A 23,635-nucleotide genomic window follows, 5' to 3' on the forward strand; every position below is an offset into this window, starting at 1 on the left:
TGGAGGGGCAGGTTCCAGATGGGGAAGGTCTCAAACTTGGCGTAGCCCGCCTTCACCCCCCGCTTGTACTCGTGGTACAACTGGGACAGGCACACCGCCATCTTGCCGCTGCCGGGGCCGGGGGCGGTGACCACCACCAGGGGACGCTGAGTCTCGATATAGTCGTTTTTACCGTAGCCTTCGTCGCTGACGATGAGGCCGGTGTTGTGGGGATAGCCGGGAATGGGATAGTGGAGGTAGGTCTTGACCCCCAGATGGGCCATCCGCCGCTGGAATGCGTCGGCGGCGGGCTGCCCGGCATACTGGGTGATGACCACGCTGCCTACCAGCAGGCCCTCGCCTCGGAAGGCGTCGATGAGACGCAGCACGTCCACGTCATAGGTAATGCCCAGGTCGCCCCGCACCTTGTTCTTCTCAATATCGCTGGCGCAGATGGCAATGACCACTTCCACCGAGTCCCGCAGTTCCTTGAGCATCCGGATCTTGCTGTCCGGCTCAAACCCCGGCAGTACCCGGGAGGCGTGGTGGTCGTCAAAGAGCTTGCCGCCAAACTCCAAATAGAGCTTGTTGTCAAACTGGCTGATCCGTTCCCGGATGTGGGCCGACTGAAGTTCCAGATACTTTTGGTTGTCAAAACCGATTTTGTCCATATCCCGTCTCCGTCCCTTCTGGCAAATTTCACTCAACGGCTATTGTACCACAAGTCAGGCCCATTCTGTAGGCTTTTTTTCTGTTTGGGGAAAATTTTGCGAAAGTGTTGACATACCCCTCCTACAGCTGTAGTATCTATATGAATACTACAGCTGTAGGAGGGCTGCGTATGAAGCTGAGCGACAAGGAGTGGCGGGTGCTGGAGACGCTGTGGGCGTCGCCGGAGGGGCTGGCTCTGGGCGAGGCGGTGGAGGCGCTGCGGCCCGCCACCGGATGGAGCCGCAACACGGTGCTGACCTATCTGACCCGGATGGAGGCCAAGGGGCTGGTGACCATCCACAAGACCCAGGCGCCTCATCGCTACCGGGCAGCGGTGGACCGGGAGGCCTGTGCCGCCCAGGAGCGGCGGGGGCTGCTGGACCGGGTGTACCAGGGCTCGGCGGGCAAGCTGGTGGCCGCCTTTTTGAAGGAGGAGAAGCTGACCGCCCAGGAGCGGGAGGAGCTGAAACAGCTGCTGGACGACATGGAGGTATGACCGGTGGAAAACATCTGGGCATTTCTGATGCAGACCCTCACCGTGTCCATAGCGGCGGCGGTGCTGCTCATTGCCAAGCGGCTCTTTTTGGACAAATTGTCCCCCCGGTGGCAGTACGGGGTGTGGGCCATTCTGGCCCTGCGGGTATTGCTGCCCGCCGGGCTGCTGGGCCGATCCCTCCTGCCGGAGGGGCGGATGGTGCTGGAGACCGCCAAACTGACGGCGGAGGCCAAACTGTCCTCCACCCTCACCCAGCCCTATACGCTGACGGAGGTGACGGCCCCCGTCCCGCTGCTCCGGCCTGTTCTGCCAACCAGTATCACCGACTGGCTGTTTTACCTCTATGTGGCGGGGGTGATCCTTACCCTGCTGTGGTTCCTGCTGACTTATCTGGCCCTGCGCCGGAAGGTGGCCGGGGGAAGGGCCCCCGCTCCTGAAGTGACGGCCCAGCTGGAGCGGGTGGCGGGGCAGTACGGCCTGAAGGTACCCCGGCGGGTAGTCGTGCTGGCGGAGACGGAGAGCGCCTTTGTATGCGGTCCCCTCTCCCCGGTACTGGTGCTGCCGGAGCGGGCGGTGGACGACAAGGTGCTGCTCCACGAACTGCTCCACCTGAAATACGGGGATTTGTGGGCCGGAGTGGGCATCTGCCTGCTGCGCTGCCTCCACTGGTGCAACCCCCTGCTGTGGTACTGCTGGAACCGGGCCCAGAACGACTGCGAGGCCCTGTGCGATCAGCGGGTGCTGGAGCGGCTGGAGGGGGAGCAGCGGCGGGAATACGGGGTGATCCTGCTGTCCATGGCGGATGATCGCCATGCCAGGGCCCCGGGTACCACCTCTATGGCCAACGGGGGCCGCAACATCAAGGCCCGGATTGGGGCCATCGCCCGGTTCAAACGCTACCCCAAGGGGGTGGCCCTGGGAGCCGGGTGCGTGGCGGTGATGCTGGCCGTGACCTGCCTGACAGGGACCGGCGGGGCGGTGGCGGTGCCTGAGTATGACCAGCGGGGGGCCTTTGCCCTGACCGCCGCCCTGCTCAACCGGCCCACCACCGTGGCCGGTGCGCTGGATACCTATGCCAAGGCGGTGCTGTGCGACAGCCCGGTCTATTTCGCCATGACGGCCCCGGAGGAGGAGCGGACCCAGGCGGTTCAGGCGGTGGGGAAACCATTTGAGAATGTGGAAAATGATTATCTGGAAGGGTCTATCTTCGGGAAATTGAATTTCCGGTGGTCCCGGCCCGCCTGGCAGGCGGAGTGGTCGGTGATGAATCTCATGGCGGACGGGGCGGGCGGCTACACCGGGGTACTCTTCTTCACCCCCTTCAGCCATGACGAGACCCAGGGCCTTGTTTACCAGTCCGTGGCCATCCGGCCCCTGGGGGACTACTGGACGGTAGAACCCGTCGGGGAACTGACGCTACAGCTGCGGGAGGACTGGTGGCTCTGCCCCAGCACGGACACCCCCTATGCCACCTATACGGCGGAGGGAGAAGGGCTCTATCTGGAAGTGGACTTCCAGTGCCGGCTGTGGGGAGACAGCACTGTCTGGGACACCTCCTACGGCTCCTTCTCCTTCTCCGACTCTGGCTATCTGGATCCCAAGCCCCTCCCACATCTCTCTTTTACACAGCTTCGGACGGGGGTAGGGGCCCGGCTGGTGTCCGCCGAGACGGGGGAGGCCGTCTCCCTGCCCATCACCGTGGCTCCCATGCAGCCCGGTGAGGATCCCCTCCAGGCTCTGGAGGAGAACTTTTACACCTTTACCCTGAACCCCGGCAGTCTGGACGAGGATCCCGTCCAGGCCAGCACCGGGATTACCAGTGGAACCAACCTCACCCTTACCGAAATGCCCGCCGCCCTGGCGGTGGCCGTTGAGGACGGGGATCGAACCCACATCTACGTGGCTCTACCGGAGGAGGTGGTCCCATGAGCAGTACCTATCGGGGCCTGACCAAAATTGCCTGGGGCTATGTATTTCTCCACCTGAACTTTAATCTGAACACGCTGAATCTTCTGCCCAACTGGGTGGGCTACCTGCTCTTTTTCTCCGCAATCATCCTGCTGGGGGATCAGCTGCGGGACCTACCCCTGCTTATTCCCTTCTGTATCCTGCTGGGTGTGCGGGAGTTGGCCGACTGGCTGGCGGTGCTGGCTGCCGGGGAGACGCTGATAGGGCAATTTTTTCTGCTGAATGCGCTGCTCACCTGCATCGGCCTCTATTTCCACTTCCAGCTGCTCACCGACCTGGCCATCCTGGCGGATGGAGCGGGAGAAAACGGGGGCGGCCTGCGAACCTGTCGCAACGTGGACGCGGTGCTGCGCACCCTCATGTGCCTGCCCCTGCCCTGGGAGGACTGGGATACCCTGGGTACGCTCATTCTGACGGGTGTGCTGGTGGTGTGGCTGATTGTGGTGTTCTGCATCATCTGGCAGCTTTTCAAGTTGCGGAAGCGATTTGCATAAAAAGGACGGCCTGGAGTTCCAGGCCGTTCTTTTTTTGTAACCAAATTTTCATTGACAGAGTGGTCTATAAGCTGTAGACTACAGATAAGGACGACAAGCAGTAGACCAAGGAGGCGATCCTATGAGCGATTGGAAGCTGGGGGCGGTGGAGTCCCGTTTTGCCGATCTCATCTGGCAGAGGGAACCCATGACCTCCACCCAGCTGGTGCGCCGGGCGGAGGAGGTTCTGGGCTGGAAGAAGTCCACCACCTACACGGTACTCAAGCGGCTGTGCCAGCGGGGCATTTTTCAGAATCAGGACGGGATGGTGACATCGCTGGTGTCCAAAGAGGAGTTCTATGCCCGGCAGAGCGAGGAATTCGTGGAGGAGGCCTTTTCCGGGTCCCTGCCCGCCTTCCTGGCCGCCTTTACCAGCCGGAAAAAGCTGTCCCGGGAGGAGATCGCGCAGCTGCAGCGGCTTATTGATGAGAGCAGGGGGTGAGCTGAGATGACGGCATTCCTGTCCCAGACGCTGTTCCCGGCCCTTCTGAACATGAGCCTCACCGCCGGTATCGTGATCCTGTGCGTGATGGCGGCACGGCTGGCCCTGAAGCGGGCGCCCAAAGTCTTTTCCTATGCCCTGTGGGCGGCGGTGCTGTTCCGGCTTTTGTGTCCGGTGTCCCTGTCCGCCGGCTTTTCTCTGCTGGGGGTGCTGGACGCCCCGGTCAAACAGGCCGGCCCGGCGGTGAGTACCCTTACCTATGTGCAGCCTCAACAGCAGCCGGAGACGCTGCCCCAGACCCAGATGGCGGAGCCTGACGCCCCTGCCTTTGATTCCGCGCCCCCCGTCACGCCGGTGGAGCAAGAACAGAAGACGATCCCCGGTGTGGACTGGCCCGCTGTGGCGGCCTGGGGGTGGCTGACTGGGGCGGCAGGTATGGCGGGGTACAGCGTCGTTACCCTGCTCCGGCTGCGGCGCAGGCTGGTGGGCAGCCTGCATTTGAGGGACAACCTCTATCTGGCCGACCATATTTCCACGCCCTTTGTGCTGGGACTGGTGCGGCCCCGGATCTATCTGCCCTCCACCCTGACCGAGGGGGAGATGGGCTATATCATTCGCCATGAGCAGTACCACATCCGCCACGGGGACCATGTGGTGAAGGTACTGGCCTTCGCCGCCCTGTGCCTGCACTGGTTCAATCCCCTGGTGTGGGCGGCCTTCGTGCTGGCGGGCCGCGACATGGAGATGCGGTGCGACGAGGCGGTGGTGAAGGAGCTGGGGGAGAAGGTGAAGGCGGACTATTCCGCCTCCCTGCTCACCCTGGCCACCGGACGGCTCACCATCGCCGGCACCCCCCTGGCCTTCGGGGAGGGAAACCCCGAGGGGCGCATCCGCAATCTGCTGCGGTGGAAGCGGCCCCGGGTGTGGCTGTCCGCTGTGGCCTGCATGGCCTGCGTGGCGGTCATCGCCGCCTGCGCCGCCAATCCCGCGGGGCAGACCAGTCAGACGCCGGCCGGGGAAAGCGGGCAGTATGAGAGCATGGAGGACTTTGCCCAACAGACAATGGAGAGGGCCAAAGAGGTGACCTACTACTCCTATTCCGGTGAGGAGACCACCGCCCGGGTTACCGGTACCAAGGTGGCCTGGCTGGACAAGATGGGTGAAGTGGAAGGGCTGGCCCCGGAGGGTACCCTGGAGGCATGGACCTTTCATTATCTGGTGCAGATCGACGCCCCTGTAGAGGAGGTCGCCTTGACGGACGGGATGTACCAGGAGGACGGCTGGTTCGACCTGGAGGGCCAGGGGGGCCACAACATCGTCTCCTTGCGCTACCCGGACGGCACCTACGATATTCTCTACAACCAGATCGTCAACGACGACATAGAGTTTTTGGGCCACCACAACAGCTATGAGGAGGCTATCTACGACTGGTATGTGACGGACCAGGGTCTGGACCTGCCCCTCCATGTAAAGGACTGGAACGTTTTGATGCTCGGCCCGGATGGGGAACAGGAGATCAATGTCCCGGTCCGCCGCTACGACGGGGACGGCTGGTATCTCTACATCCCGGTGTCGGCCTGGACACAGTGGTCGGCGGATCCTGTCCACAGCGTATGGGTGTCCGAATACGACACCGGCTCTGCCATTACGGTGGACTATACCAAGACCAACCTGGCCGACTATCTGGCTGGGGATACCCGAGGCATGACCCCTGCCGGTGACAGCGGACGAGTCTTTGAGGCCCAGGGGGACGGCTGGAACTACCGTTACTACTATGTGGAGGGGACAGAGGGCTGCTGGAGGATCACCATCCAATGGCAGGACGGCGGCACCGATGGCCAGCCGCTCACCATCACTGCCGTTGCCGCACCAAAGGTGCTGGCTCTCATGGCGGAGAGCTTCACCCCGGACAGCCGGATCACCCCGGCGGAACAGGATCCTGCCCCGGAGAACGGGGAGGGGATGCAGGCTGCCAAACAGACCCTGCGTCAGCAAGTGGAGCAGGGGGACGGCCAACTGGAGGTTGCCACCGGGCAGGAGGTCCGGACGCTGACAGCAGGCACCACTGAGCGGGAATGGCTCCAGGCCATGGGAGAAGATATGCTCTGGCAAGAGGACTTTCCAGAGGGCTTCTATGCCCTGCCCGGCAATCTCAGCTTGGTGCTGGATGAGGACAGCTTCTTCTGCTTCACCCCCGGCGGGGAGGTGGGACAGATCATGATCGATTATATGCGGGATGGGATCACCACCTCCTGGTGGACAGAGGATATCCAGTTCTACCTCTGGCTGACCGCCGTACTCCAGGAGCAAAACGTGGAGGTGCATGATCTAGACGGTGACGGCATCTATGAGGCCCTGGCCTGGCCCGCGGGTGAGGAAAAGAACCTGATCATCTATGATTTGTATGGAAATGAGGTCCACAAGATAGATGTTGTCCAGGAGTTGGGGGCGGAATATGCCGACTACACCGGCCTAATAGGCAATATCCAACGGGAATATAGCAACATGGTGCAGACCCGTGTGGATGGAGAGGACGGCATATACCAATACAAGGACGGGACGCTGACCTATATCTGCACCCTGGAGAAGGCGCAGGGGGCATAGCGGACAAATAAAAACGGGGCCTGCCGGCAGGCAGGTCCCGTTTTTTAGGAAAATCGTTACTCCAGGGCGATATGGCTGCGGATGCGCTGAATGATCATGTCCATAGCCACCTGGTTGCGGCCGCCCTCGGGTACGATCAGGTCGGCGTACCGCTTGGAGGGCTCCACAAACTGCTCGTGCATGGGCTTGACGGTGGTGAGGTACTGCTGCACCACCGAGTCCAGGGAGCGGCCACGCTGCTTCACGTCCCGCATGATGCGGCGGAGAATGCGCACGTCGGCGTCGGTATCCACAAAGAGCTTGATGTCCATCCGCTCCCGCAGGGCGGGCTCCACAAAGATGAGGATGCCCTCCACCAGGATGACTTTGGCGGGGCGGACCTCCACCGTCTCGGCGGCCCGGTTGTGCATGGTGTAGTCGTAGGTGGGGCTGTACACCGTCTCCCCCCGGCGCAGAGCGTCCAGGTCGTCCACCAGACGCTGGGTGTCAAAGGCGTCCGGGTGGTCGTAGTTGAGCTGGCACCGCTCCTCATAGGGCATCTCATCGTGCTGCTTGTAGTAGTTGTCGTGGTAGAGGATGGAGACCGCATCCCCAAACCGCTCCTTCAGACCCAGCGTCAGGGTGGTTTTGCCGGAGCCGGTACCCCCGGCGATGCCGATGATCATGGTGTCCATTGCGTCCGCTCCCCCATTTTTTTATTTAGTATAGCATAATCCCCCCGGATGCTACAAGACATCCGGGGGGATTTCTCAGCTTTCTTCGTTTTCAAAGAGCAGGCGGTAGTTCCCGTCCGCATGGAGGTAGACCGCCTCCAGATCCTCGTCGGCCCAGGCGGGGTCGAAGGGGAGGGAGAACTGCACGCAGGTGCCGCAGGAGGCGGACAGCTTGCGAGGTACCGGCATCATCACCGCGTTGTCTCCCAGGCCTTTCAGCTTCTTGTGGAAGGTGAGGGCCCCGAAGTGGGTGTGGAAGGTGGCGATGTACGCCTCATTTGGTGATGGTGATCTCATAGTCCTCCCCCACCTCTTTCCAGCTTACCTGGTAGCCGTTGTTGGCGGCAAACCGGCGCACGTTCTGGAGTGGGGTTTCATTGTCCACCAGCACCACCAGGGGGGTGCCGTTTTTCAGGGCGTTTTTGGTCATGAGTACCGGTTCCGGGCAGGAATAGCCTCTGGCGTCCACTTGATTCATACCGTTCACCTCACGCTTTCTTGGTATTGCCCGCGCCAATGGCGCAGACCAGGACCAGACCGATGATAACGGCCACCTTACCGGCAAAGCTGGGGCCGTCGGTGGAGGAGGCCAGGCCGAAGTTGTGGCAGAAGGCGGCACCCACCACCATGCCCAGCACGGCCACGGAGGAGTCGCTGTTGCCGCTGCCGGAGAGGATGAGCTGGCGCAGGGGGCAGCCCCCCAGCAGCACGGAGCCCAGACCCACCAGCACCATGCCCAGCAGGTTCCATAGTCCGTCGGTGTGGGCCACGGCCTGACCGGCAAAGCCGGGGTTGAAGCCGCCCTTGAGGCCCATACCGCCCACGATCAGGTTGCCCACCAGCACGGCAACGAAGATGGCCACGAAGCCCATCAGCAGGTGGAAGTCCTTGAGCATCATGGCGTCACGGATACCGCCGGCCATGCACAGGCGGCTGCGCTGGGCAATGGCGCCCACCACCAGACCGGCGATGAGGGCGGCGGCGATGGGAGCCCGCATGGAGCCGGGGCCCTCCACGGAGAAGAAGATAAAGGCGGGGGCGGCAATCACCAGAATGAGCAGGCCCACGTTGACGGCGGGCATGAGCAGGCCCTCGATCTTGGGCTGAGGCTGGGACTTCTTGAGGGAGAAGCCGGCCTTCAGGAACAGAGTGCCCACGAAGATGCCGATGATGAAGCCCACCAGGCCCAGAATGGCATTTCCGTCGCCGCCGCCCAGGCGGATGACCATCCGCAGGGGGCAGCCCAGGAACATGAGGGCACCCACCATGACGCAGAAGCCCAGCACGAACCGGGTCATGGGGGAGGAGCCGCCCCGCACCTTGAACTCTTTGCCCGCCAGGGCCATGATCATGGCGCCCAGCACCAGACCGATGATCTCGGGCCGGATGTACTGCACGATGGCGGCCCGGTGCATCCCCACGCCGCCGGCGATGTCCCGCAGGAAGCAGGCGATGCAGAAGCCCATGTTTACCGGGTTGCCCAGGGCAACCAGCACCACCGAGGCGATGCCTACCACCAGCCCGGCCAGAATGACCGGCAGGTGTCCCTTGAATTTTGTCACACACAACACCTCTCAAAAATTTTCAGGAAAGCAAAAACTTCTTTCTCTAACGGGATTATAGCCCCCCGGCACAAAAAATTGAAATACAGATTTTCCATAAAATCAATGAAAGATATAGAGAACATCTATAAAGTGATTTATAATAGGGGGCGGAACAAGACAAAGGCGTGCCGCAGCATTCTGCGGCACGCCTCTGCGTGGAAATGGCTATGGCTTGATATGGAGCAGCTTCTCGCCCCTGGGGCGCACCGCGCCCACCGCTGCGGCGGGTACGCCGGCGTCCATCATCCGGCCCATAAGGGTTTGGAGCTGGCGCTCTGGCACGCTGAACAGCAGCCCGCCGGCGGTTTGGGGATCGTAGAGACAGTCCAGCACCTCCCGGGGAACGGCAGGGTCCTCCAGGGTGTCGGCTGCGGCAAAGTCCATGTTGCGGTAAGCTCCGCCGGGAATGATCCCGTCCCGGGCCAGTTCCAGCGCGCGGGGCACAATGGGGATCTTGCCTGCCCACAGTTCCATGGTGGTACCGCTCCCCTCCGCCATCTCCTTCACATGGCCGGCCAGACCGAAGCCGGTGATGTCAGTGCAGGCGCTGATGGAGATCCCGCCTGCCGCCTGGGCGGCGTACTTATTGAGGGTGGTCATCAGTTCCACCATCTGCTTGTAGTCGGCCTCGTCCAGCAGCTCCGCCTTGGCGGCGGTGGACAGGATGCCGGTGCCCAGCGCCTTGGTCAGCACCAGGATATCTCCCACTTTGGCCCCGCTGTTGGTGAGGATGCGGCGGGGATGGACCAGGCCCGTGACGCACAGGCCGTACTTGGGTTCCTGATCCTCAATGCTGTGGCCGCCGGCGATGACCGCGCCGGCCTCAGTCACCTTGGAGGCCCCGCCGGCCAGAATATCCCCCACCGCCTCCACCGGCAGGCAGGAGGGGAAGGCCAGCAGATTCATGGCCAGCCGGGGCTCGCCCCCCATAGCGTACACGTCGGAGAGGGCGTTGGTGGCGGCGATCTGCCCGAAGGTATAGGGGTCGTCCACCACCGGAGGGAAGAAGTCCACCGTCTGGATCATGGCAAGGTCGGGACTGACCTTGTAGACGGCGGCGTCGTCGCTGGAGTCATAGCCTACCAGCAGGTTGGGGTCTGCCGTTTTGGGCAGGCCCGCCAATACGTTCCTTAGGACACCCGGCCCTATTTTGGCGCCTCACCCACCGGCCGTGGTCATGGCGGTCAGGCGCAGCTTCTCATACGGCATCTCGTCACCCCCTTTGATGTGGATACTATCAGTGTATCCCAAACGTGGAAAAAAAGCAATCGGAGGCTTATTATGCAGCTGAAACAACTGGAAGTATTTTTGCAGGTGGCCCGGCAGCGCAGCTTCTCCAAGGCGGCGGAGGCCCTCTACCTCACCCAGCCCACGGTCAGTGCCCATGTGGCGGCCCTGGAGGAGGAACTGGGGGCCAAACTGGTGGTGCGCTCCACCAAGGAGCTGCGTCTCACCGCCGGCGGCCGGGTGCTGAGCCGTTATGCCGCCGAGATTTTGGGTCTGTGCCAGCGGGCGGCCCAGGATGTGCGTACCGCAACCTCCTCCATTGCCGGTACCCTGTCCATCGCCGCATCCACCGTGCCGTCCCAGTATCTGCTGCCCCAGGTGCTGCCCCTGCTGCGGCAGCGATATCCCCAGGTGTTTTTCCAGATCCGGCAGGGAGACAGCGGCCAGGTGGCCCAGTGGATGATGGAAAACGGGGCGGAGCTGGGCCTGGTGGGGGCTCCGGTGCAGCGGGCCGGGCTGCTGTGCGTCCCCTTTCTGGCCGAGCGGCTGGTCATCGCCACCCCCAATGCCCCGGAGTACCGGAGACTGGAGGGACAAATGACGCCGGAGATCCTGAGACGGGCCCCCTTTCTTATGCGGGAGCCGGGGTCAGGTACCCGCAAGCAGGCCGAGCAGTACCTGAAGGGTGTGGGTCTGGAACCCAAATCCCTCACGCTGGCCGCCCAGCTGGAGAGTACCGAGAGCATCCTCCAGGGGGTGAAGAACGGGCTGGGTATCTCCATCCTGTCGGAATGGGCCGCCAAAGAGGCGGCCCAGGAGGGGAAGATCCTGGTCTTTGCTCCGGAAAGCCCTCTGTTGGAGCGGCAGTTTTACCTGCTTTACCGGCGGTCCAGCCCCCTGTCCCCGGCGGCGGCCATGCTGGTGGAGGAATTGCGCTATTTTTACCGGGATGGGGCGTGACCGCCGCACCGGCCAACCTGCTAAAGCATACCCTGAGAGTGAGAAACTTACTCTTGGAGGGTCTTTTTATGGAAGCAGAGGCAAAGATCTGTTACTATTTGGGCGCCAACGCCCCAACCGGTTTTTATTCCCTGTACGATCAGATGCTGGACCCGGAGAAGGCCCGGGACATCCGTATTTTGAAGGGCGGGCCGGGCTGCGGCAAGTCCACCCTGATGAAGCAGGTGGGGCGGGCCATGGAGGAGCGAGGCCACACTGTGGAGTACATCCGCTGTTCCGGTGATCCCGATTCCCTGGACGCGGTCATCATCCCTGCCCTGGGTGCGGCGGTGGTGGACGGCACTGCCCCCCATGTGGTGGAGCCCAAATATCCCGGCCTGGTGGAGAGCTATGTGGACCTGGGGGCCTGCTATGACCGGGAGGCCCTCCAGGCGGTGGGGACTGAATTGAAGGGATGCATGAAGGGCTATAAAGCCTGCTACAGCCGGGCCTACCGCTGCCTTACCGCCGCCGCCCAGCTGGAGGAGGACGTGCGCGCCCTGCTGCTCACCCCCGCCCTGGAGGCCAAATTGGCCAAGCGGGCCAGAGGCATCCTGTCCCGGGAGATCAAGGGAGCGGGAGAACAGCCCGGCCGGGCGGTTCAGCGGTTTTTAGGGGCGGTCACCTGGCAGGGAGTGCTGCGGGAGTACGGCACGGTGGAGGCCCAGTGCGGCAAGGTGTATGAACTGGCCGACAGCTACGGCCTGGCCCACACCATGCTCACCTGCCTGGCCGCCGGGGCCATGGCGGCAGGTTACGACGTGGTGGCCTGCCCCGATCCCATGTTCCCCGACCGGATGGCCCACTTGCTGATCCCCTCCCTCTCCCTGGCCTTTGTCAGCACCACGCCGGAGCAGCCCTGGCCTCACCGGCCCCACCGCCGCATCCGGCTGGACGCCATGGCCGATCCGGAGCTGCTGCGACGCAGCCGGGCCAGGCTGCGGTTTGCCCGGAAGGTGGCTGCCGCCCTCATGGAGGAAGGTGTGGACTCCCTGGCCCAGGCCAAAGCCATGCACGACGAGCTGGAGGCCATCTACAACCCCCATGTGGACTTTGACCGGGTCCACGCCCGGGGGGAGGAAATCATTGAAGCCTTTGCGTTGTTGGGGCAGGGGTAAAAAAGAGAAGCGGCCGCCGGAAGGCGGCCGCTTTTCTATGCAGACTGATTTTTCTGGGCCTGACTGCCGAAATAGAAGGCGATCACCACAGAAAAGATGGTGAGGAACTGGTCGGCGGCCACTCTGCCCGAAATAGCCAGGTGGAGAAAGGCGATGGTCAGGATCAGCGTGACCAGATTCTGCACCTGCATAATGCAGTGTAAGATCTGCTTCACAGGAAGCAACTCCTTTTGAAAAAAGATCGCGGAGCGTGGCTCCGCGATCCATTCTATGCGCCGTTCAGGCGTTCAGCAGCTGGTCCAGCTCCTCCAGGGCGCTGTCCAGCAGCTTGCCCACCGGCAGATCCTCCACCCCGGCCACGATGTTGTCGCACTGATTCATGGGGATGAGAATCTTTTTGGCGGGAGACTGGCCCACCGCCACCGCCATAGCCGGGGAGATTTCCCCCAGCAGGGCGTCGGCAATGACGATGCCCAGAGGCCCCAATATCACATCCGCCCGGCGGCAGGCCACCAGCAGAGCGTTTTCTCCGGTGGCCCCCTGAGAGGCGCCCCCCTTCAGCATGGCGGCGGTGGCCAGACCATTGGTACCCACCGCAAAGACCTTCAGCTGTGGGTGGCGGGTGGTAATGGCCCGTACCAGCTGCTGGCCAATCCGGCCGCCCTGGCCGTCCACGACCAGAAGTTCCATAGCAGTCCCTCCCGTCTTACAGCAGAATAACGCCTGCGTCCTGGCAGGCCTGGATGGTCTGCTCATCCCAGACGCTGGCCTGGACCTCGCCGATGTGGGCCTTGCCCAGCAGCAGCATACACAGCCGGGACTGGCCGATACCGCCGCCGATGGTGAGGGGCAGCTTGCCCTCCAGCAGCATCTTGTGGAAGGGCAGCGCCCGGCGGCTGTCGCAGCCGGCGATGGTGAGCTGCCGGTCCATGGCGGCGGGGTCCACCCGGATGCCCATGGAGGACACCTCGAAGGCCCGCTCCAGCACCGGGTTCCACACCAGAATATCGCCGTTCAGGTTCCAGTCGTCGTAGTCGGGAGCCCGGCCATCGTGGGGCTTGCCCGACTTGAGGGCGCCGCCGATGCCCATGAGGAAGGTGGTGGGGTGAGTCTGTACCCAGGCGTCCTCCCGCTCCTTGGGGGTGAGGTCGGGCCAGCGATCCTCCAGCTCCTGGGTGGTGACAAAGGACACGTCAGTGTCCAGCTGGGGCAGGGCGGTGAGCTGGGGGAAGACGGAGCGCAGGGTGGACTGGGTCTCCGCCATAGCCTTCACGATGGTGGTGACGGTGGCCTTCAGATAGTCCACCGTCCGGTCTCGGGGGGCAATGACCTTCTCCCAGTCCCACTGGTCCACATAGACCGAGTGAAGATTGTCCAGCTCCTCGTCCCGGCGGATGGCGTTCATGTCGGTGTACAGGCCCTCGCCTACAGAGAACTGGTAGCGGTACAGGGCCATGCGCTTCCACTTGGCCAGGGAGTGGACTACCTGGGCGTCCCGTCCGGCGTCGGGGATGTCGAAGGACACCGCACGCTCCACGCCGTTGAGGTCGTCGTTGAGGCCGGTGGAGGCCTCCACGAACAGGGGGGCGGACACCCGGCGCAGGTGGAGGGCGCCCCCCAGGGTGTCCTCAAAGAGCCGCTTCAAAAGACCGATGGCCTTCTGAGTGTCATATAGATTGAGACAGGGGGCGTACCCCTGGGGGATCACGGTTTGCAGCATGATGCAGCACTCCTTTTATCTGGCAGATACAATGTAACACATTATACAGGAAAAGCGTGGGATGCACAACCCCTTACCGGTGTTCCAGCCACAGCTTTTGCCGGGCACGGAGGACAAAGAAGAAGATACGCACCATCCAGTCCCCCACCATGGCGATCCACACGCCGATGACCCCCAGGCCGAAGTGACCCCCCAGGATATAGCTGCATCCCAGCCGTACGATAATCATGGAGCAGATGGAGATGACCATAGGCACCTTCACGTCGCCGGTGGCCCGCAGGGCGTTGGGCATGGTGAAGGCCATGGGCCAGAACAGCATGGCGCAGCCGTTGTGAATGAAGATCAGTACCGTGGCATACCACTGGGTCTCTGGGGTCAGGCTGTACAGCATGAGGATCAGGGGCAGGCCCAGCAGCAAAGCACCGTTGAGAATCCAGGTAAAGAGGTAGGTCATCTTCACCAGCTTGACGGTGTAGGCGCGGACTTGGTCCCAGGCCTCGGCCCCCACGCACTGTCCCACCACCGTGATGAGGGCCAGGCCCATAGCGGTACCGGGGATGACGCCGAAGTTGTCGATGTTGTTGGCCACCGCGTTGGCGGCGGTCTGGGCGGTGCCGAAGGTGGAGATCAGGCTTACCAGCAGCACCCGGCCCAGCTGGAAGAAGCAGTTCTCCAACCCGTTGGGCACGCCGATGCGGAGAATACGGCCCATCATGGACGGCTCAAACCGGAACTTGAGCAGGCCGGATATCCGCACGGGGTTGTGGCGGCTGTGGAGGAGTACCAGCATGATGGCCGCGGCCACGATGCGGGAAAACAGGGAGGACAGGGCCACGCCGTCCACACCCCGGTGGAAGCCGAACACAAAGATGGCGTTGCCCACCACGTTCTGCCCGTTCATCCAGGCCGAGACGTACATGGAGGCCTTGGAGTTGCCCATGGACCGCAGCAGGGCGGCGCAGCCGTTGTACAGGGCGATGAAGGGGTAGGACAGTGCGGAGATGATGAAGTAGGTCACCGCGCCCTCCATAACGGCGGGCTCCACCCGGCCGAAGAGCAGCCCCAGCAGGGGACGGCAGAAGGCCAGGGACAGGGCCATGATAATGAGGGAGGCGGCGGTGACGATGTACATGAGCTGATTGGCGGCCCGGTTGGCCCGGTCCAGGTTTTCCGCCCCGATGGACTGGGCACACACTACCGCGCCGCCGGTGGCCAGGGCGGAAAAGACGTTAATGATGAGCACGTTGATCAGGTCCACCAGGGCCACGCTGGACACGGCGGCCTCTCCGGCGGAGGACACCATCATGATGTCGGCCATGCCCACCATGACGGCCAGAAACTGCTCGATGATCAGGGGGATGATGAGTTTTTTCAGGGCTTGCTTGTTGAACACGGAGGTTCCCTCTCTCTGGTTGGGTTACATACCCAAAAAGTATACTACCGGCGGCGAGAGGGCCGCAATGGGCAAAACGTACAGGATTGTGTGGGAGATGCCGCTTGCCTTTTCGCCGGATTGGAGGTATAATTTTTTCCGAAATTGCAGGAATACATAAGGAGGAGACCATGGAAAAGATTCAGATGACCACTCCCCTGGTGGAGATGGACGGCGACGAGATGACCCGGGTGCTGTGGCAGCAGATCAAGGACGAGCTGCTCCTGCCCTTCATCGACCTGAAGACCGAGTATTACGATCTGGGCCTGCCCCACCGGGAAGAGACCGGCGACCAGGTGACCGTGGACTCCGCCGAGGCCACCAAGAAGTACGGCGTGGCGGTCAAGTGCGCCACCATCACCCCCAACGCCCAGCGGGTGGAGGAGTACAAGCTCTCCCAGATGTGGAAGTCCCCCAACGGCACCATTCGTGCCATTCTGGACGGTACCGTGTTCCGGGCCCCCATCATGGTAAAGGGCATCTCCCCGGTGGTCAAGACCTGGAAAAAACCCATCACCATCGCCCGTCACGCATACGGCGACGTGTACAAGTCCACCGAGTACCGGGTGCCCGGCCCCGGCAAGGCCGAGCTGGTGTTCACCGGCGAGGACGGCAAGGAGCAGTTCCGCCAGACCATCTATGACTTCGAGTGCGGCGGCGTGCTTCAGGGCCAGTACAACAAGGACAGCTCCATCCGCTCCTTTGCCCACGCCTGCTTCCAGTACGCCATCGACACCAAGCAGGACCTGTGGTTTGCCACCAAGGACACCATTTCCAAGAAGTACGACCACACCTTCAAGGACATCTTCCAGGAGATCTTTGACGAGCAGTACAAGGCCAAGTTTGACGCGCTGGGCATCGAGTACTTCTACACCCTCATTGACGACGCTGTGGCCCGCGTGGTCCGCTCCCAGGGTGGCTTCATCTGGGCCTGCAAGAACTACGACGGCGACGTGATGAGCGACATGGTGTCCACCGCCTTCGGTTCTCTGGCCATGATGACCTCCGTGCTGGTCAGCCCCGACGGCAAGTACGAGTACGAGGCCGCTCATGGCACCGTCACCCGCCACTACTACAAGTACCTGAAGGGGGAGGAGACCTCCACCAACCCGGTGGCCACCCTCTTCGCCTGGTCTGGTGCCCTGCGCAAGCGGGGCGAGCTGGACGGCAATGCCGACCTGATGGCCTTTGCCGACAAGCTGGAGAAGGCCACCATCGACACCATCGAGGGCGGCGTCATGACCAAGGATCTGGTTGGCCTGTGGGAGGGCGAGACTCCCGCACAGGGCGTCAACTCCCTGGACTTCCTGAAGGCCATCCGGGCTAGGCTGGAAGCGTAAGTACACAAAAAAGCCTGCCGCATTGCGGCAGGCTTTTTTTGCCCTCAGGCCGGGCTGCCCAGCAGCAGGGGCTGGAGCTGGCGGCCCTCCAGGGCGGCGGCGATGGTGTCGGGTACCAGGGAGAAGTCGGCCACCAGAGAGGTGGGCTTGCCCTGGGGATCGTCCTGCCGGAAGGGGACGAAGTAGACGTGTTTTTTGTCCAGCAGGGCCCCGATGTTTTTGGCCGAGGCGGCCAGGGCGTCATTGGTGGCGGGACAGATCACCAGTGGGCGGCCGTTGCGCAGATGGGCCTTGGCGGCCAGGGTGACGGTGGAGTCGGTAATGCCGTTTGCCAGCTTTGCCAGGGTGTTGCCGGTGCAGGGGCAGATGACCAGCACATCCAGCAGCTTTTTGGGGCCGATGGGCTCCGCCTTCACCAGGGAGTCGATGACCCGCTTGTCGCAGATGCGCTCCATCTCCCGCATAAACTCATGGGCCGGGCCAAACCGGGTGTCGTTGGCGGCGGCGGCCTCCGATACGATAGGGGTCACGTCCCCAAACCGGGCCTTCACCTGTTCCAGGGCGGCCATAGCCGTACTCAATGTACAAAAGGACCCGCAAAAGGCGAATCCAACCTTCACTTGTTCCATGCTCACACTCCCAATTCCCGCAGAATGTTATAAATGGTGGTCTGGATACACCGGCCAGCCGTTACCGGCGCCACCTTGCCCGGCAGGGACAGGGCCCAGATGGCCTTGACTCCCAGTCGGGCCGCCGCCTCAAAGTCCACCCCGCCCGGCTTGGAGGCCAGATCGATGACCAGACAGCCCGGTTTCAGATCGGCAAGTTCCGTGAGGCCCAGCACCAGGGCGGGAACGGTGTTGACCACCAGGTCGTACCCGCACAGCCAGCCCGCCAGATGCTCCGTCTGCTCCCCGCAGTAGCCGCAGCTCTCTGCCCAGGCCAGGTCGGACCACTTGCGGGCGGCCACGCTCACCTTGGCGCCCAGTCCTGCCAGACGTTGGGACAGGGCCTTGCCTACCCGCCCGAAGCCTATGACCAGCACCCGGGCGCCGTGGAGGGTGATGGGCAGTTCCTCCAGCGCGATCTGGATGGCCCCTTCTGCGGTAGGCACCGCATTGGCCACCGCCAGCTCCTCCCGGGCAAAGTAGTCCTGAAGGATCAGTTGCCGCCCCGCGGCCAGGGAGGTGAGGGCGGGACCCACCATTCCGGCGCACACCAGCTGACCGGGCCGCAGGGGGGAGAGCAGCTCCTCCAGTTTCCGGGGCTGATCGGACAGGGGGGCGTGGAGCAGGCCGCCCTCCTCCTCTGCCGGCAGGGGCAGGATGAGGCAGTCGGCCAGTTCCACACCCGCCGAGTCGGTTTCCATCTGTACCCCCGCCAGAGGGCCGTGGCCCTCCAGGGCCCAGGTATGTACCGTGTGGCCGTCGGCGGCCAGCAGCTGGGCCAGTTCGGCCTGACGCAGATCCCCGCCCGCCACCCACAGGTTCAGTTCATGTCTCATGGTAAGCCCTCCGTTCCCAGTGACTGCTCCATCCTATTCCGCCGCCGGGAAAGGGTGACTGGAGGCCGCTGCCTTGACTTTTTTCTTTCCCAGGCTAATAATAAGAGACAGATTCAGAGAGAGCGGAGATGGACCCAATGGACCGGAACCAACAAAATCGCCTGACCGAAGGCAGCGTTCCCAGAAAGATGCTGACCTTCGCCCTGCCCATCTTTTTCAGCAACCTGTTTCAGCAGCTTTATAACGCGGTGGACTCCCTTATCGTGGGCAACTTCATCGGCCGGTCCGCTCTGGCGGCGGTCAGCTCCACCAGCAGCATGATCATGCTGATGATAGGCTTCATCAACGGCGTGTCCCTGGGCGCCGGGGTGCTGATTGCCCGGTACTACGGGGCGGAGGACGACGACAATATGGAACGGGCCGTCCACACCACTGTAGCCCTGGGCCTGACGGCAGGCGTGATTCTGACGGTGGTGGGGGTAATCCTGACACCGCAGATCCTCCAGTGGATCGGCACCCCCGCCGATGTGATAGACAACTCCATTCTCTATTTCCGCATCTACTTCTTCGGTTCCTCCGCCGTGGTGCTCTACAACATGGGGGCCAGCATCCTCCAGTCGGTGGGGGACAGCCGCAGCCCCATGAAGTACCTCATCGCCGCCTCCCTCACCAACGTGGTGCTGGACCTGCTCTTTGTGGCGGGGCTGGGTATGGGGGTGGGCAGCGCCGCCCTGGCCACCATCCTCAGCCAGTGCCTGTCCGCCTTCCTGGCCTTCCGCAAGCTGACCCTCACCAAGGCGGGCTATCAGGTCAACTGGCGGCGGGTACGCTTTGAAGGGCCAACCTTCAGACAGATCATCACCCTGGGCATCCCCTCCGGGGTGCAGAATTCGGTGGTCTCCCTGGCCAACGTCATCGTCCAGGCCAACATCAACGCCTTTGACTCCGCCGCTATGGCTGGCTGCGGGGCCTACAGCCGCATCGAGGGCTTCGCATTCCTGCCGGTGACCTGCTTCGCCCTGGCCCTGTCCACCTTCGTCAGCCAGAACCTGGGCGCCCACCGCTTCGACCGGGTGCGGGCGGGGATGCGTTTCGGCCTGCTGTGCAGCCCCCTGCTGGCGGAGGCCATCGGCGGGGTCATCTTCCTGGCCTCCCCGCTGCTGGTGGCCGCCTTCAACAGCGAGCCGGAAGTGGTGGCCTTCGGCGTGGCCTACGCCCGCACGGTGTCCCTGTTCTACTGCCTGCTGTCCTTCTCCCACTGCTGTGCCGGTATCCTCCGGGGCATGGGCCGGCCCATCGTGCCTATGGCCATCATGCTCAGCGTGTGGTGCGCCCTGCGGATCACCTACATCACCCTTACCGTACGGGTCATCCCTGATATCCGGGTGGTCTACTGGGCCTATCCCCTCACCTGGTCCATCAGCTCGGTTCTCTTCGTCCTGTGCCTGCGGCAGCTGCTGCGGCATATGCCGGCGGGAGAGCCGCAGAACGCACACATCCACATCTGACAAAACGCGCCCCTGAGGAGCTTAGTTCCTCAGGGGCGCGTTTGTTCAGAAGAAAGTGCCTCAGGCGGTCAGCAGGGCGGCGAATCGCTCCAGAATGACCGAGGCCTCAGCCCGGGTGCAAGTGGCGCCGGGACGAAGGGAACCGCCGTCCCCCTCCAGCAGCCCGTTGGCGCAGGCCCAGGCCAGGGCTTCCTCCGCCCAGGCGGAGACAGCGCCGCTGTCGGCAAAGCCGGACAGCTCAGACCGGGCGGACAGATCCAGACCCTGCTGCTCGGCATAGCGGTAGAGCAGGACGGCCAGGCTCTCCCGGGTCAGGGGGGCGTGGGGGGCAAAGGAGCCGGGAGCCACGCCCTGGACGATGCCGGCCTGGGCCGCCCAGTTCACACTGTCGGCGTACCAGGAGCCCGCCTCCACGTCGGAGAAGGACTTGCTGTTGTCCGTCAGACGGAGCTTGGCGGAGCCGTCCAGCCGGACGGCCAGGCCGTCGGCAGTCACGGTGGACTTGGACAGAATCTGGGTGGAGCCGTCCTCCTCCACCAGCAGGGCCACGGTACCCGCAGCAGGCGTGCAGGGGATGTTCACCACCACGGAGTCCACCCCCTGGGGTACGGTCACCACCGCCTCCACGGAGCCGTCGGCGCCGGTGGTCACCTTGGTCACCGTGCCGGTCTTGTCGTCGGTAATGGTGACGGTGTTGGAATCCTGGGAATCGTCGGAATCCTCATTACCGGAGCCGCCGCTGCCGGAGCCGCCGGAGGAGCCGTTATTGGAACCGCCGCCGGAGGAGCCGTTATTGGAGCCGCCGCCGGAAGAACCGCCGCCGGAGCCGCCGCTGCCGGTATTTCCGGAGTTGCCGGGGCCGTCCGGTTCATCGGGAGTTTCCGGCTGAGGGGGCAGCTCGGGGGTCTCGCCCTCGGCGTTGGGCACCTGGGCCATAGCGGTGAGACCGTGATCGTGGGCGGCCTGGACCTGGGACTGGTCCTCTGCGCCCTCCACGGCCTGGACGGCCTGCTCCAGGGCGGAGAGGAGAGCGGCCTGGCCGTCGTAGGTGTATTCAGTGAGATCGTAACCCTGATAGGCGGTCCGGAGGGCGGAGACGGCGGCCTGCTTCTGCTGGGCCAGACCGGCCAGCCTGGTCAGCTCAGTGCCCACCGAGGGGGAAAGGGCGGCCTGCCAGCCCTGAGCCACCTCCTGGGCCCGTTCGTCCAGGGCGGGTACCTGAGACATGGCGGAAACGCAATCGGTCACCAGGGTGTCCATGGCGTCATTGTCCGACTCGTCCCGGATGGCGTCGGCGGCCTGGGCGTAGTGGCCGGACAGGGTAGCCCAGTCCTGGGCGGCGTAGTTCTGGGAGGAGTAGCTGCCAAAGGCCTGCTGGAGCCGGGTCAGGCGGGTCTCCTGCTCCTCGGCCACCGGGGTCTTCCACACGGCGTAGAGGGTGGCCTCGCCGCCCTCGTCCATGCTCAGGTTCTTGACGCTGTCCTGGGGCAGATAGCGGACGGGGCCGCCGGCCTCGGTGGCCCAGCCGGCAAACTCCATCCCGTCATTGGTAAAGCCGCAGTCGGGCAGGGTGGCAGCCTGGTCGTATACCGCGTCGGCGGACTCCATATTGCCCTGGCCGCCGTTGGCGTCAAAGGAAATGGTGTAGTTCACCGGTTTCCACTGGGCATAGAGGGTGATCCGATCCCCCTGATGGATGCCGGACAGGTTGGTCACCGACTGGCCGTCGGTATAGGAATCTCCCGCGCCCCAACTCAGGGTATTCCAGCCCTGGAAGGTGTAGCCGTAACGGGTAAAGCCGTTGGGGGTGAGGGTAGTCTCCTGATCGTACACCGCCTGCACCGGAGCGGTGTGGCCCCGGCCGTCGTTGGCGGAGAAGTAGATGGTGTACTGGTTGGCAATCCGCTTGCCGTACAGGGTCTGGCCGTTGGCCTGGAAGGACTCCTCCACCGGCTGGAGGCCCGCCTCATCCAGGGACCACACCACCCGGTCATAGCCGGGAGCGGGGTTCTGGACCCGGAAGCTGTCAGCGGTCACCGTCATGGTGGGGAGGACCGGCAGGATCACCTTCAGCAGGTTATTGTCCTCGGCGATAAAGCCGCCCCCCTCCAGGGCCAAATTGGCGCTGAGATCCAGCTGGGAGAGCTGATTGTAGTTAATGTGCAGGAAGCGCAGGGCGGGATGGGTGGACAGCTCCAGCTCCGTCAGCCGGTTGAAGCCGGCGTCCAGGCTGGTGAGAGCCGTATTGGCGGACAGATCCAGCTCGGTCAGGGTGTTGTTCCGGACGTTGAGCCGCTTCAGGGCGGTAAAGACCTGGATGCCCTCCAGGTCGGCAATGCCCAGGCCGGACAGATCCAGGGACTGGATGGCGGCCAGCTCGTCGGCGGTGAGCAGGCTGTCCGCGCCCGCGCCGCTCAGGTTGCGCCCGTCCAGCAGCCAGGCGCGGAAGGCGGCGTCGGGAAAGGTGGAGGCGTCAATAGCCACGCCGTCGGCCAGGGGCAGCCCCAGCGCCTGGGCGGCAGGGCCGGCTGCCGGCAGGACCAGCAGGGTGGAGGCCAAAACGGCCGCAATGTACCGTCTCTTCGGGTTCATAAGATCTCCTCTTCTGTTATCTGTTATATGCCCGGTGCCGGGCATTGCTGCAAAGTATAGCTGGATTGACCGGGACTGTTAAGGGAAAAATATAGAAAACCAGTAGGAAAACTATAATATGGGAGAAACTGAGGTGGAAGCTGCAAAAACCGGGACGGCATTTGTACAAAATCCCGGTTGAAATCCCCGGTTGGACGGGGTATAATGACTGCAACCTGGAAAAGTGAGGTGTATGGGCATGGTTCAATGTCCCCTCACAACTGCATCCTTCCTGTTTTCCTATGGCTGGGCTCGATTTACGGGCGCCGGCTTTTTTGGCATGGGGAAATAGCGGGATGGAGAAAATGGGTGGGCCCTGTGGGGCCTGATATCACCTTGTAACACAGACAGGGCGCTCATTGATCTCATCAATGGGCGCCTATTTTTGTATCGGAAAGGGAGCGTGTCATATGGTAGTGGTCATGAAGCCGGGTACGCGGCAGGCGGATATTGAACATCTGGTAGGGAAACTGAAGCAGCTGGGCCTGGAGGTAGGCATTACCAACGGCGTGGGCTGTACCATTCTGGGCCTGGTGGGTGATACCACCGCCGTGGATATGGACAAGATCTCCATTAACCCCAACGTGGAGCGGGTTATGCGGGTGCAGGAGCCCTACAAGAAAGCCAACCGCAAGTTCCACCCCGAGGATACGGTGGTGAGCGTAGGGAACGCCAAAATCGGCGGCGGAAACTTCTCCGTCATTGCCGGCCCCTGCTCGGTGGAGAGTGAGGAGCAGATCTGCGCGGTGGCCGAGGATGTGAAGCGTTCCGGGGCGGCCCTGCTCCGGGGGGGCGCCTTCAAACCCCGCACCTCCCCCTACTCCTTCCAGGGCATGGGCGCCCCCGGCCTGGAGCTGCTGATGGAGGCCAGGGCCAAGACCGGCCTGCCCATCGTCACCGAGATCATGGACCCCCGGATGGCCGACCTCTTCGAGCGGGAGGTGGACGTGGTCCAGGTGGGCGCCCGCAATATGCAGAACTTCGAGCTGCTCAAGGAAGTGGGCAAGATGAGCAAGCCCATTCTGCTCAAGCGGGGCCTGTCCAACACCTATGAGGAGTGGATCATGTCCGCCGAGTATATCATGGCCGAGGGCAATGAGAACGTG

Annotated in this window: 23 protein-coding genes; 10 read left to right on the top strand and 13 right to left on the bottom strand. The window is 63.1% G+C overall.

Annotated features, from left to right (window positions below):
• On the bottom strand, positions 1 to 650 hold a 650-nt coding region (locus Q0K43_RS04250; protein ID WP_297289324.1), incomplete at its 3' end, for a DUF1846 domain-containing protein.
• 170 nt (positions 651 to 820) lie between these two features.
• Between Q0K43_RS04250 and Q0K43_RS04255 the strand changes: the two genes are divergently transcribed.
• From Q0K43_RS04255 to Q0K43_RS04275, 5 genes are all read left to right on the top strand, one after another.
• Positions 821 to 1,186 carry a BlaI/MecI/CopY family transcriptional regulator gene (locus Q0K43_RS04255; RefSeq protein ID WP_297289325.1) on the top strand — a complete coding sequence of 122 codons (366 nt, stop codon included), beginning with the start codon at positions 821 to 823 and terminating at the stop codon, positions 1,184 to 1,186.
• A gap of 3 nt (positions 1,187 to 1,189) precedes the next feature.
• Positions 1,190 to 3,115, top strand: coding sequence for a M56 family metallopeptidase (locus Q0K43_RS04260; protein ID WP_297289326.1), 1,926 nt, complete (start codon positions 1,190 to 1,192; stop codon positions 3,113 to 3,115).
• Entirely contained in the window at positions 3,112 to 3,648 is a 537-nt protein-coding gene (locus Q0K43_RS04265) for a hypothetical protein (protein ID WP_297289327.1), read from the top strand. Before Q0K43_RS04260 ends, Q0K43_RS04265 begins: the two co-directional genes overlap by 4 nt.
• Positions 3,649 to 3,769: 121 nt before the next feature.
• A complete protein-coding gene (locus Q0K43_RS04270) occupies positions 3,770 to 4,129 on the top strand; it encodes a BlaI/MecI/CopY family transcriptional regulator (RefSeq protein WP_297289328.1) in 360 nt (119 codons plus the stop codon).
• 6 nt (positions 4,130 to 4,135) lie between these two features.
• A complete protein-coding gene (locus Q0K43_RS04275) occupies positions 4,136 to 6,733 on the top strand; it encodes a M56 family metallopeptidase (RefSeq protein WP_297289329.1) in 2,598 nt (865 codons plus the stop codon).
• A 56-nt stretch (positions 6,734 to 6,789) separates the two neighbouring features.
• On the opposite strand, the gene udk is transcribed toward Q0K43_RS04275, so the two are convergent.
• From udk to selD, 5 genes are all read right to left on the bottom strand, one after another.
• The gene (gene udk / locus Q0K43_RS04280; RefSeq protein WP_297289330.1) at positions 6,790 to 7,407 is read right to left on the bottom strand and encodes a uridine kinase; all 618 of its coding nucleotides are present in this window, start codon (positions 7,405 to 7,407) and stop codon (positions 6,790 to 6,792) included.
• A 75-nt stretch (positions 7,408 to 7,482) separates the two neighbouring features.
• Positions 7,483 to 7,743 (bottom strand): DUF3343 domain-containing protein, encoded by a 261-nt coding sequence (locus Q0K43_RS04285; protein ID WP_297289331.1) that lies wholly within the window; start codon positions 7,741 to 7,743, stop codon positions 7,483 to 7,485.
• Positions 7,721 to 7,924, bottom strand: coding sequence for a sulfurtransferase TusA family protein (locus Q0K43_RS04290; protein ID WP_297289332.1), 204 nt, complete (start codon positions 7,922 to 7,924; stop codon positions 7,721 to 7,723). Before Q0K43_RS04290 ends, Q0K43_RS04285 begins: the two co-directional genes overlap by 23 nt.
• A gap of 10 nt (positions 7,925 to 7,934) precedes the next feature.
• Positions 7,935 to 9,008, bottom strand: coding sequence for a YedE family putative selenium transporter (gene yedE / locus Q0K43_RS04295; RefSeq protein ID WP_297289333.1), 1,074 nt, complete (start codon positions 9,006 to 9,008; stop codon positions 7,935 to 7,937).
• Between the two features lie 207 nt (positions 9,009 to 9,215).
• Entirely contained in the window at positions 9,216 to 10,259 is a 1,044-nt protein-coding gene (gene selD / locus Q0K43_RS04300; RefSeq protein ID WP_297289334.1) for a selenide, water dikinase SelD, read from the bottom strand.
• Positions 10,260 to 10,331: 72 nt separating this feature from the next.
• Between selD and Q0K43_RS04305 the strand changes: the two genes are divergently transcribed.
• Both Q0K43_RS04305 and Q0K43_RS04310 read left to right on the top strand, forming a co-directional pair.
• Positions 10,332 to 11,237 (top strand): selenium metabolism-associated LysR family transcriptional regulator, encoded by a 906-nt coding sequence (locus Q0K43_RS04305; protein WP_297289335.1) that lies wholly within the window; start codon positions 10,332 to 10,334, stop codon positions 11,235 to 11,237.
• A 68-nt stretch (positions 11,238 to 11,305) separates the two neighbouring features.
• Positions 11,306 to 12,394: a hypothetical protein gene (locus tag Q0K43_RS04310; protein ID WP_297289336.1), complete on the top strand. Its 1,089-nt coding sequence runs from the start codon at positions 11,306 to 11,308 to the stop codon at positions 12,392 to 12,394.
• A 35-nt stretch (positions 12,395 to 12,429) separates the two neighbouring features.
• Here the strand turns inward: Q0K43_RS04310 and Q0K43_RS04315 are convergent, their stop codons facing one another.
• The 4 genes from Q0K43_RS04315 to Q0K43_RS04330 form a co-directional block, all read right to left on the bottom strand.
• The gene (locus tag Q0K43_RS04315; RefSeq protein ID WP_297289337.1) at positions 12,430 to 12,609 is read right to left on the bottom strand and encodes a hypothetical protein; all 180 of its coding nucleotides are present in this window, start codon (positions 12,607 to 12,609) and stop codon (positions 12,430 to 12,432) included.
• 64 nt (positions 12,610 to 12,673) lie between these two features.
• Positions 12,674 to 13,084 (bottom strand): DUF3842 family protein, encoded by a 411-nt coding sequence (locus Q0K43_RS04320; RefSeq protein ID WP_297289338.1) that lies wholly within the window; start codon positions 13,082 to 13,084, stop codon positions 12,674 to 12,676.
• 16 nt (positions 13,085 to 13,100) lie between these two features.
• Positions 13,101 to 14,114, bottom strand: coding sequence for an aspartate--ammonia ligase (gene asnA, locus Q0K43_RS04325; RefSeq protein ID WP_297289339.1), 1,014 nt, complete (start codon positions 14,112 to 14,114; stop codon positions 13,101 to 13,103).
• A gap of 73 nt (positions 14,115 to 14,187) precedes the next feature.
• Positions 14,188 to 15,507 (bottom strand): MATE family efflux transporter, encoded by a 1,320-nt coding sequence (locus Q0K43_RS04330; RefSeq protein WP_297289340.1) that lies wholly within the window; start codon positions 15,505 to 15,507, stop codon positions 14,188 to 14,190.
• 170 nt (positions 15,508 to 15,677) lie between these two features.
• Between Q0K43_RS04330 and Q0K43_RS04335 the strand changes: the two genes are divergently transcribed.
• Positions 15,678 to 16,886 (top strand): NADP-dependent isocitrate dehydrogenase, encoded by a 1,209-nt coding sequence (locus tag Q0K43_RS04335; protein WP_297289341.1) that lies wholly within the window; start codon positions 15,678 to 15,680, stop codon positions 16,884 to 16,886.
• A 44-nt stretch (positions 16,887 to 16,930) separates the two neighbouring features.
• On the opposite strand, the gene Q0K43_RS04340 is transcribed toward Q0K43_RS04335, so the two are convergent.
• A complete protein-coding gene (locus Q0K43_RS04340) occupies positions 16,931 to 17,515 on the bottom strand; it encodes a dipicolinate synthase subunit B (protein ID WP_297289342.1) in 585 nt (194 codons plus the stop codon).
• Positions 17,516 to 17,517: 2 nt separating this feature from the next.
• Complete coding sequence (gene dpsA / locus Q0K43_RS04345; protein ID WP_297289343.1) at positions 17,518 to 18,390, bottom strand: dipicolinate synthase subunit DpsA; 873 nt, start codon at positions 18,388 to 18,390, stop codon at positions 17,518 to 17,520.
• Between the two features lie 137 nt (positions 18,391 to 18,527).
• On the opposite strand from dpsA, the gene Q0K43_RS04350 reads away from it, so the two are divergent.
• Positions 18,528 to 19,898, top strand: a complete 1,371-nt coding sequence (locus tag Q0K43_RS04350; RefSeq protein ID WP_297289344.1) for an MATE family efflux transporter — start codon at positions 18,528 to 18,530, stop codon at positions 19,896 to 19,898.
• 60 nt (positions 19,899 to 19,958) lie between these two features.
• On the opposite strand, the gene Q0K43_RS04355 is transcribed toward Q0K43_RS04350, so the two are convergent.
• Positions 19,959 to 22,490 (bottom strand): S-layer homology domain-containing protein, encoded by a 2,532-nt coding sequence (locus tag Q0K43_RS04355; RefSeq protein WP_297289345.1) that lies wholly within the window; start codon positions 22,488 to 22,490, stop codon positions 19,959 to 19,961.
• Positions 22,491 to 22,939: 449 nt separating this feature from the next.
• Between Q0K43_RS04355 and Q0K43_RS04360 the strand changes: the two genes are divergently transcribed.
• Positions 22,940 to 23,635 (top strand): 3-deoxy-7-phosphoheptulonate synthase (locus tag Q0K43_RS04360; RefSeq protein ID WP_297289346.1); only part of this gene is annotated, 696 nt, incomplete at its 3' end.

Origin of the sequence: uncultured Flavonifractor sp. (assembly GCF_944383115.1) — a bacterium.
Classification (GTDB): Bacteria; Bacillota; Clostridia; order Oscillospirales; family Oscillospiraceae; genus Flavonifractor.

What these genes read in the sequence shown, in the direction of transcription:
- Q0K43_RS04275 (WP_297289329.1), top strand. Translation starts at nt 4,136, where the DNA reads ATGACGGCATTCCTGTCCCAGACGCTGTTCCCGGCCCTTCTGAACATG.
- Q0K43_RS04340 (WP_297289342.1), bottom strand. Translation starts at nt 17,515, where the DNA reads ATGGAACAAGTGAAGGTTGGATTCGCCTTTTGCGGGTCCTTTTGTACA.
- asnA (WP_297289339.1), bottom strand. Translation starts at nt 14,114, where the DNA reads ATGCTGCAAACCGTGATCCCCCAGGGGTACGCCCCCTGTCTCAATCTA.
- Q0K43_RS04335 (WP_297289341.1), top strand. Translation starts at nt 15,678, where the DNA reads ATGGAAAAGATTCAGATGACCACTCCCCTGGTGGAGATGGACGGCGAC.
- Q0K43_RS04270 (WP_297289328.1), top strand. Translation starts at nt 3,770, where the DNA reads ATGAGCGATTGGAAGCTGGGGGCGGTGGAGTCCCGTTTTGCCGATCTC.
- Q0K43_RS04255 (WP_297289325.1), top strand. Translation starts at nt 821, where the DNA reads ATGAAGCTGAGCGACAAGGAGTGGCGGGTGCTGGAGACGCTGTGGGCG.
- udk (WP_297289330.1), bottom strand. Translation starts at nt 7,407, where the DNA reads ATGGACACCATGATCATCGGCATCGCCGGGGGTACCGGCTCCGGCAAA.
- Q0K43_RS04350 (WP_297289344.1), top strand. Translation starts at nt 18,528, where the DNA reads ATGGACCGGAACCAACAAAATCGCCTGACCGAAGGCAGCGTTCCCAGA.
- Q0K43_RS04285 (WP_297289331.1), bottom strand. Translation starts at nt 7,743, where the DNA reads ATGAGATCACCATCACCAAATGAGGCGTACATCGCCACCTTCCACACC.
- dpsA (WP_297289343.1), bottom strand. Translation starts at nt 18,390, where the DNA reads ATGAGACATGAACTGAACCTGTGGGTGGCGGGCGGGGATCTGCGTCAG.
- Q0K43_RS04265 (WP_297289327.1), top strand. Translation starts at nt 3,112, where the DNA reads ATGAGCAGTACCTATCGGGGCCTGACCAAAATTGCCTGGGGCTATGTA.
- Q0K43_RS04305 (WP_297289335.1), top strand. Translation starts at nt 10,332, where the DNA reads ATGCAGCTGAAACAACTGGAAGTATTTTTGCAGGTGGCCCGGCAGCGC.
- Q0K43_RS04320 (WP_297289338.1), bottom strand. Translation starts at nt 13,084, where the DNA reads ATGGAACTTCTGGTCGTGGACGGCCAGGGCGGCCGGATTGGCCAGCAG.
- Q0K43_RS04310 (WP_297289336.1), top strand. Translation starts at nt 11,306, where the DNA reads ATGGAAGCAGAGGCAAAGATCTGTTACTATTTGGGCGCCAACGCCCCA.
- Q0K43_RS04355 (WP_297289345.1), bottom strand. Translation starts at nt 22,490, where the DNA reads ATGAACCCGAAGAGACGGTACATTGCGGCCGTTTTGGCCTCCACCCTG.
- Q0K43_RS04290 (WP_297289332.1), bottom strand. Translation starts at nt 7,924, where the DNA reads ATGAATCAAGTGGACGCCAGAGGCTATTCCTGCCCGGAACCGGTACTC.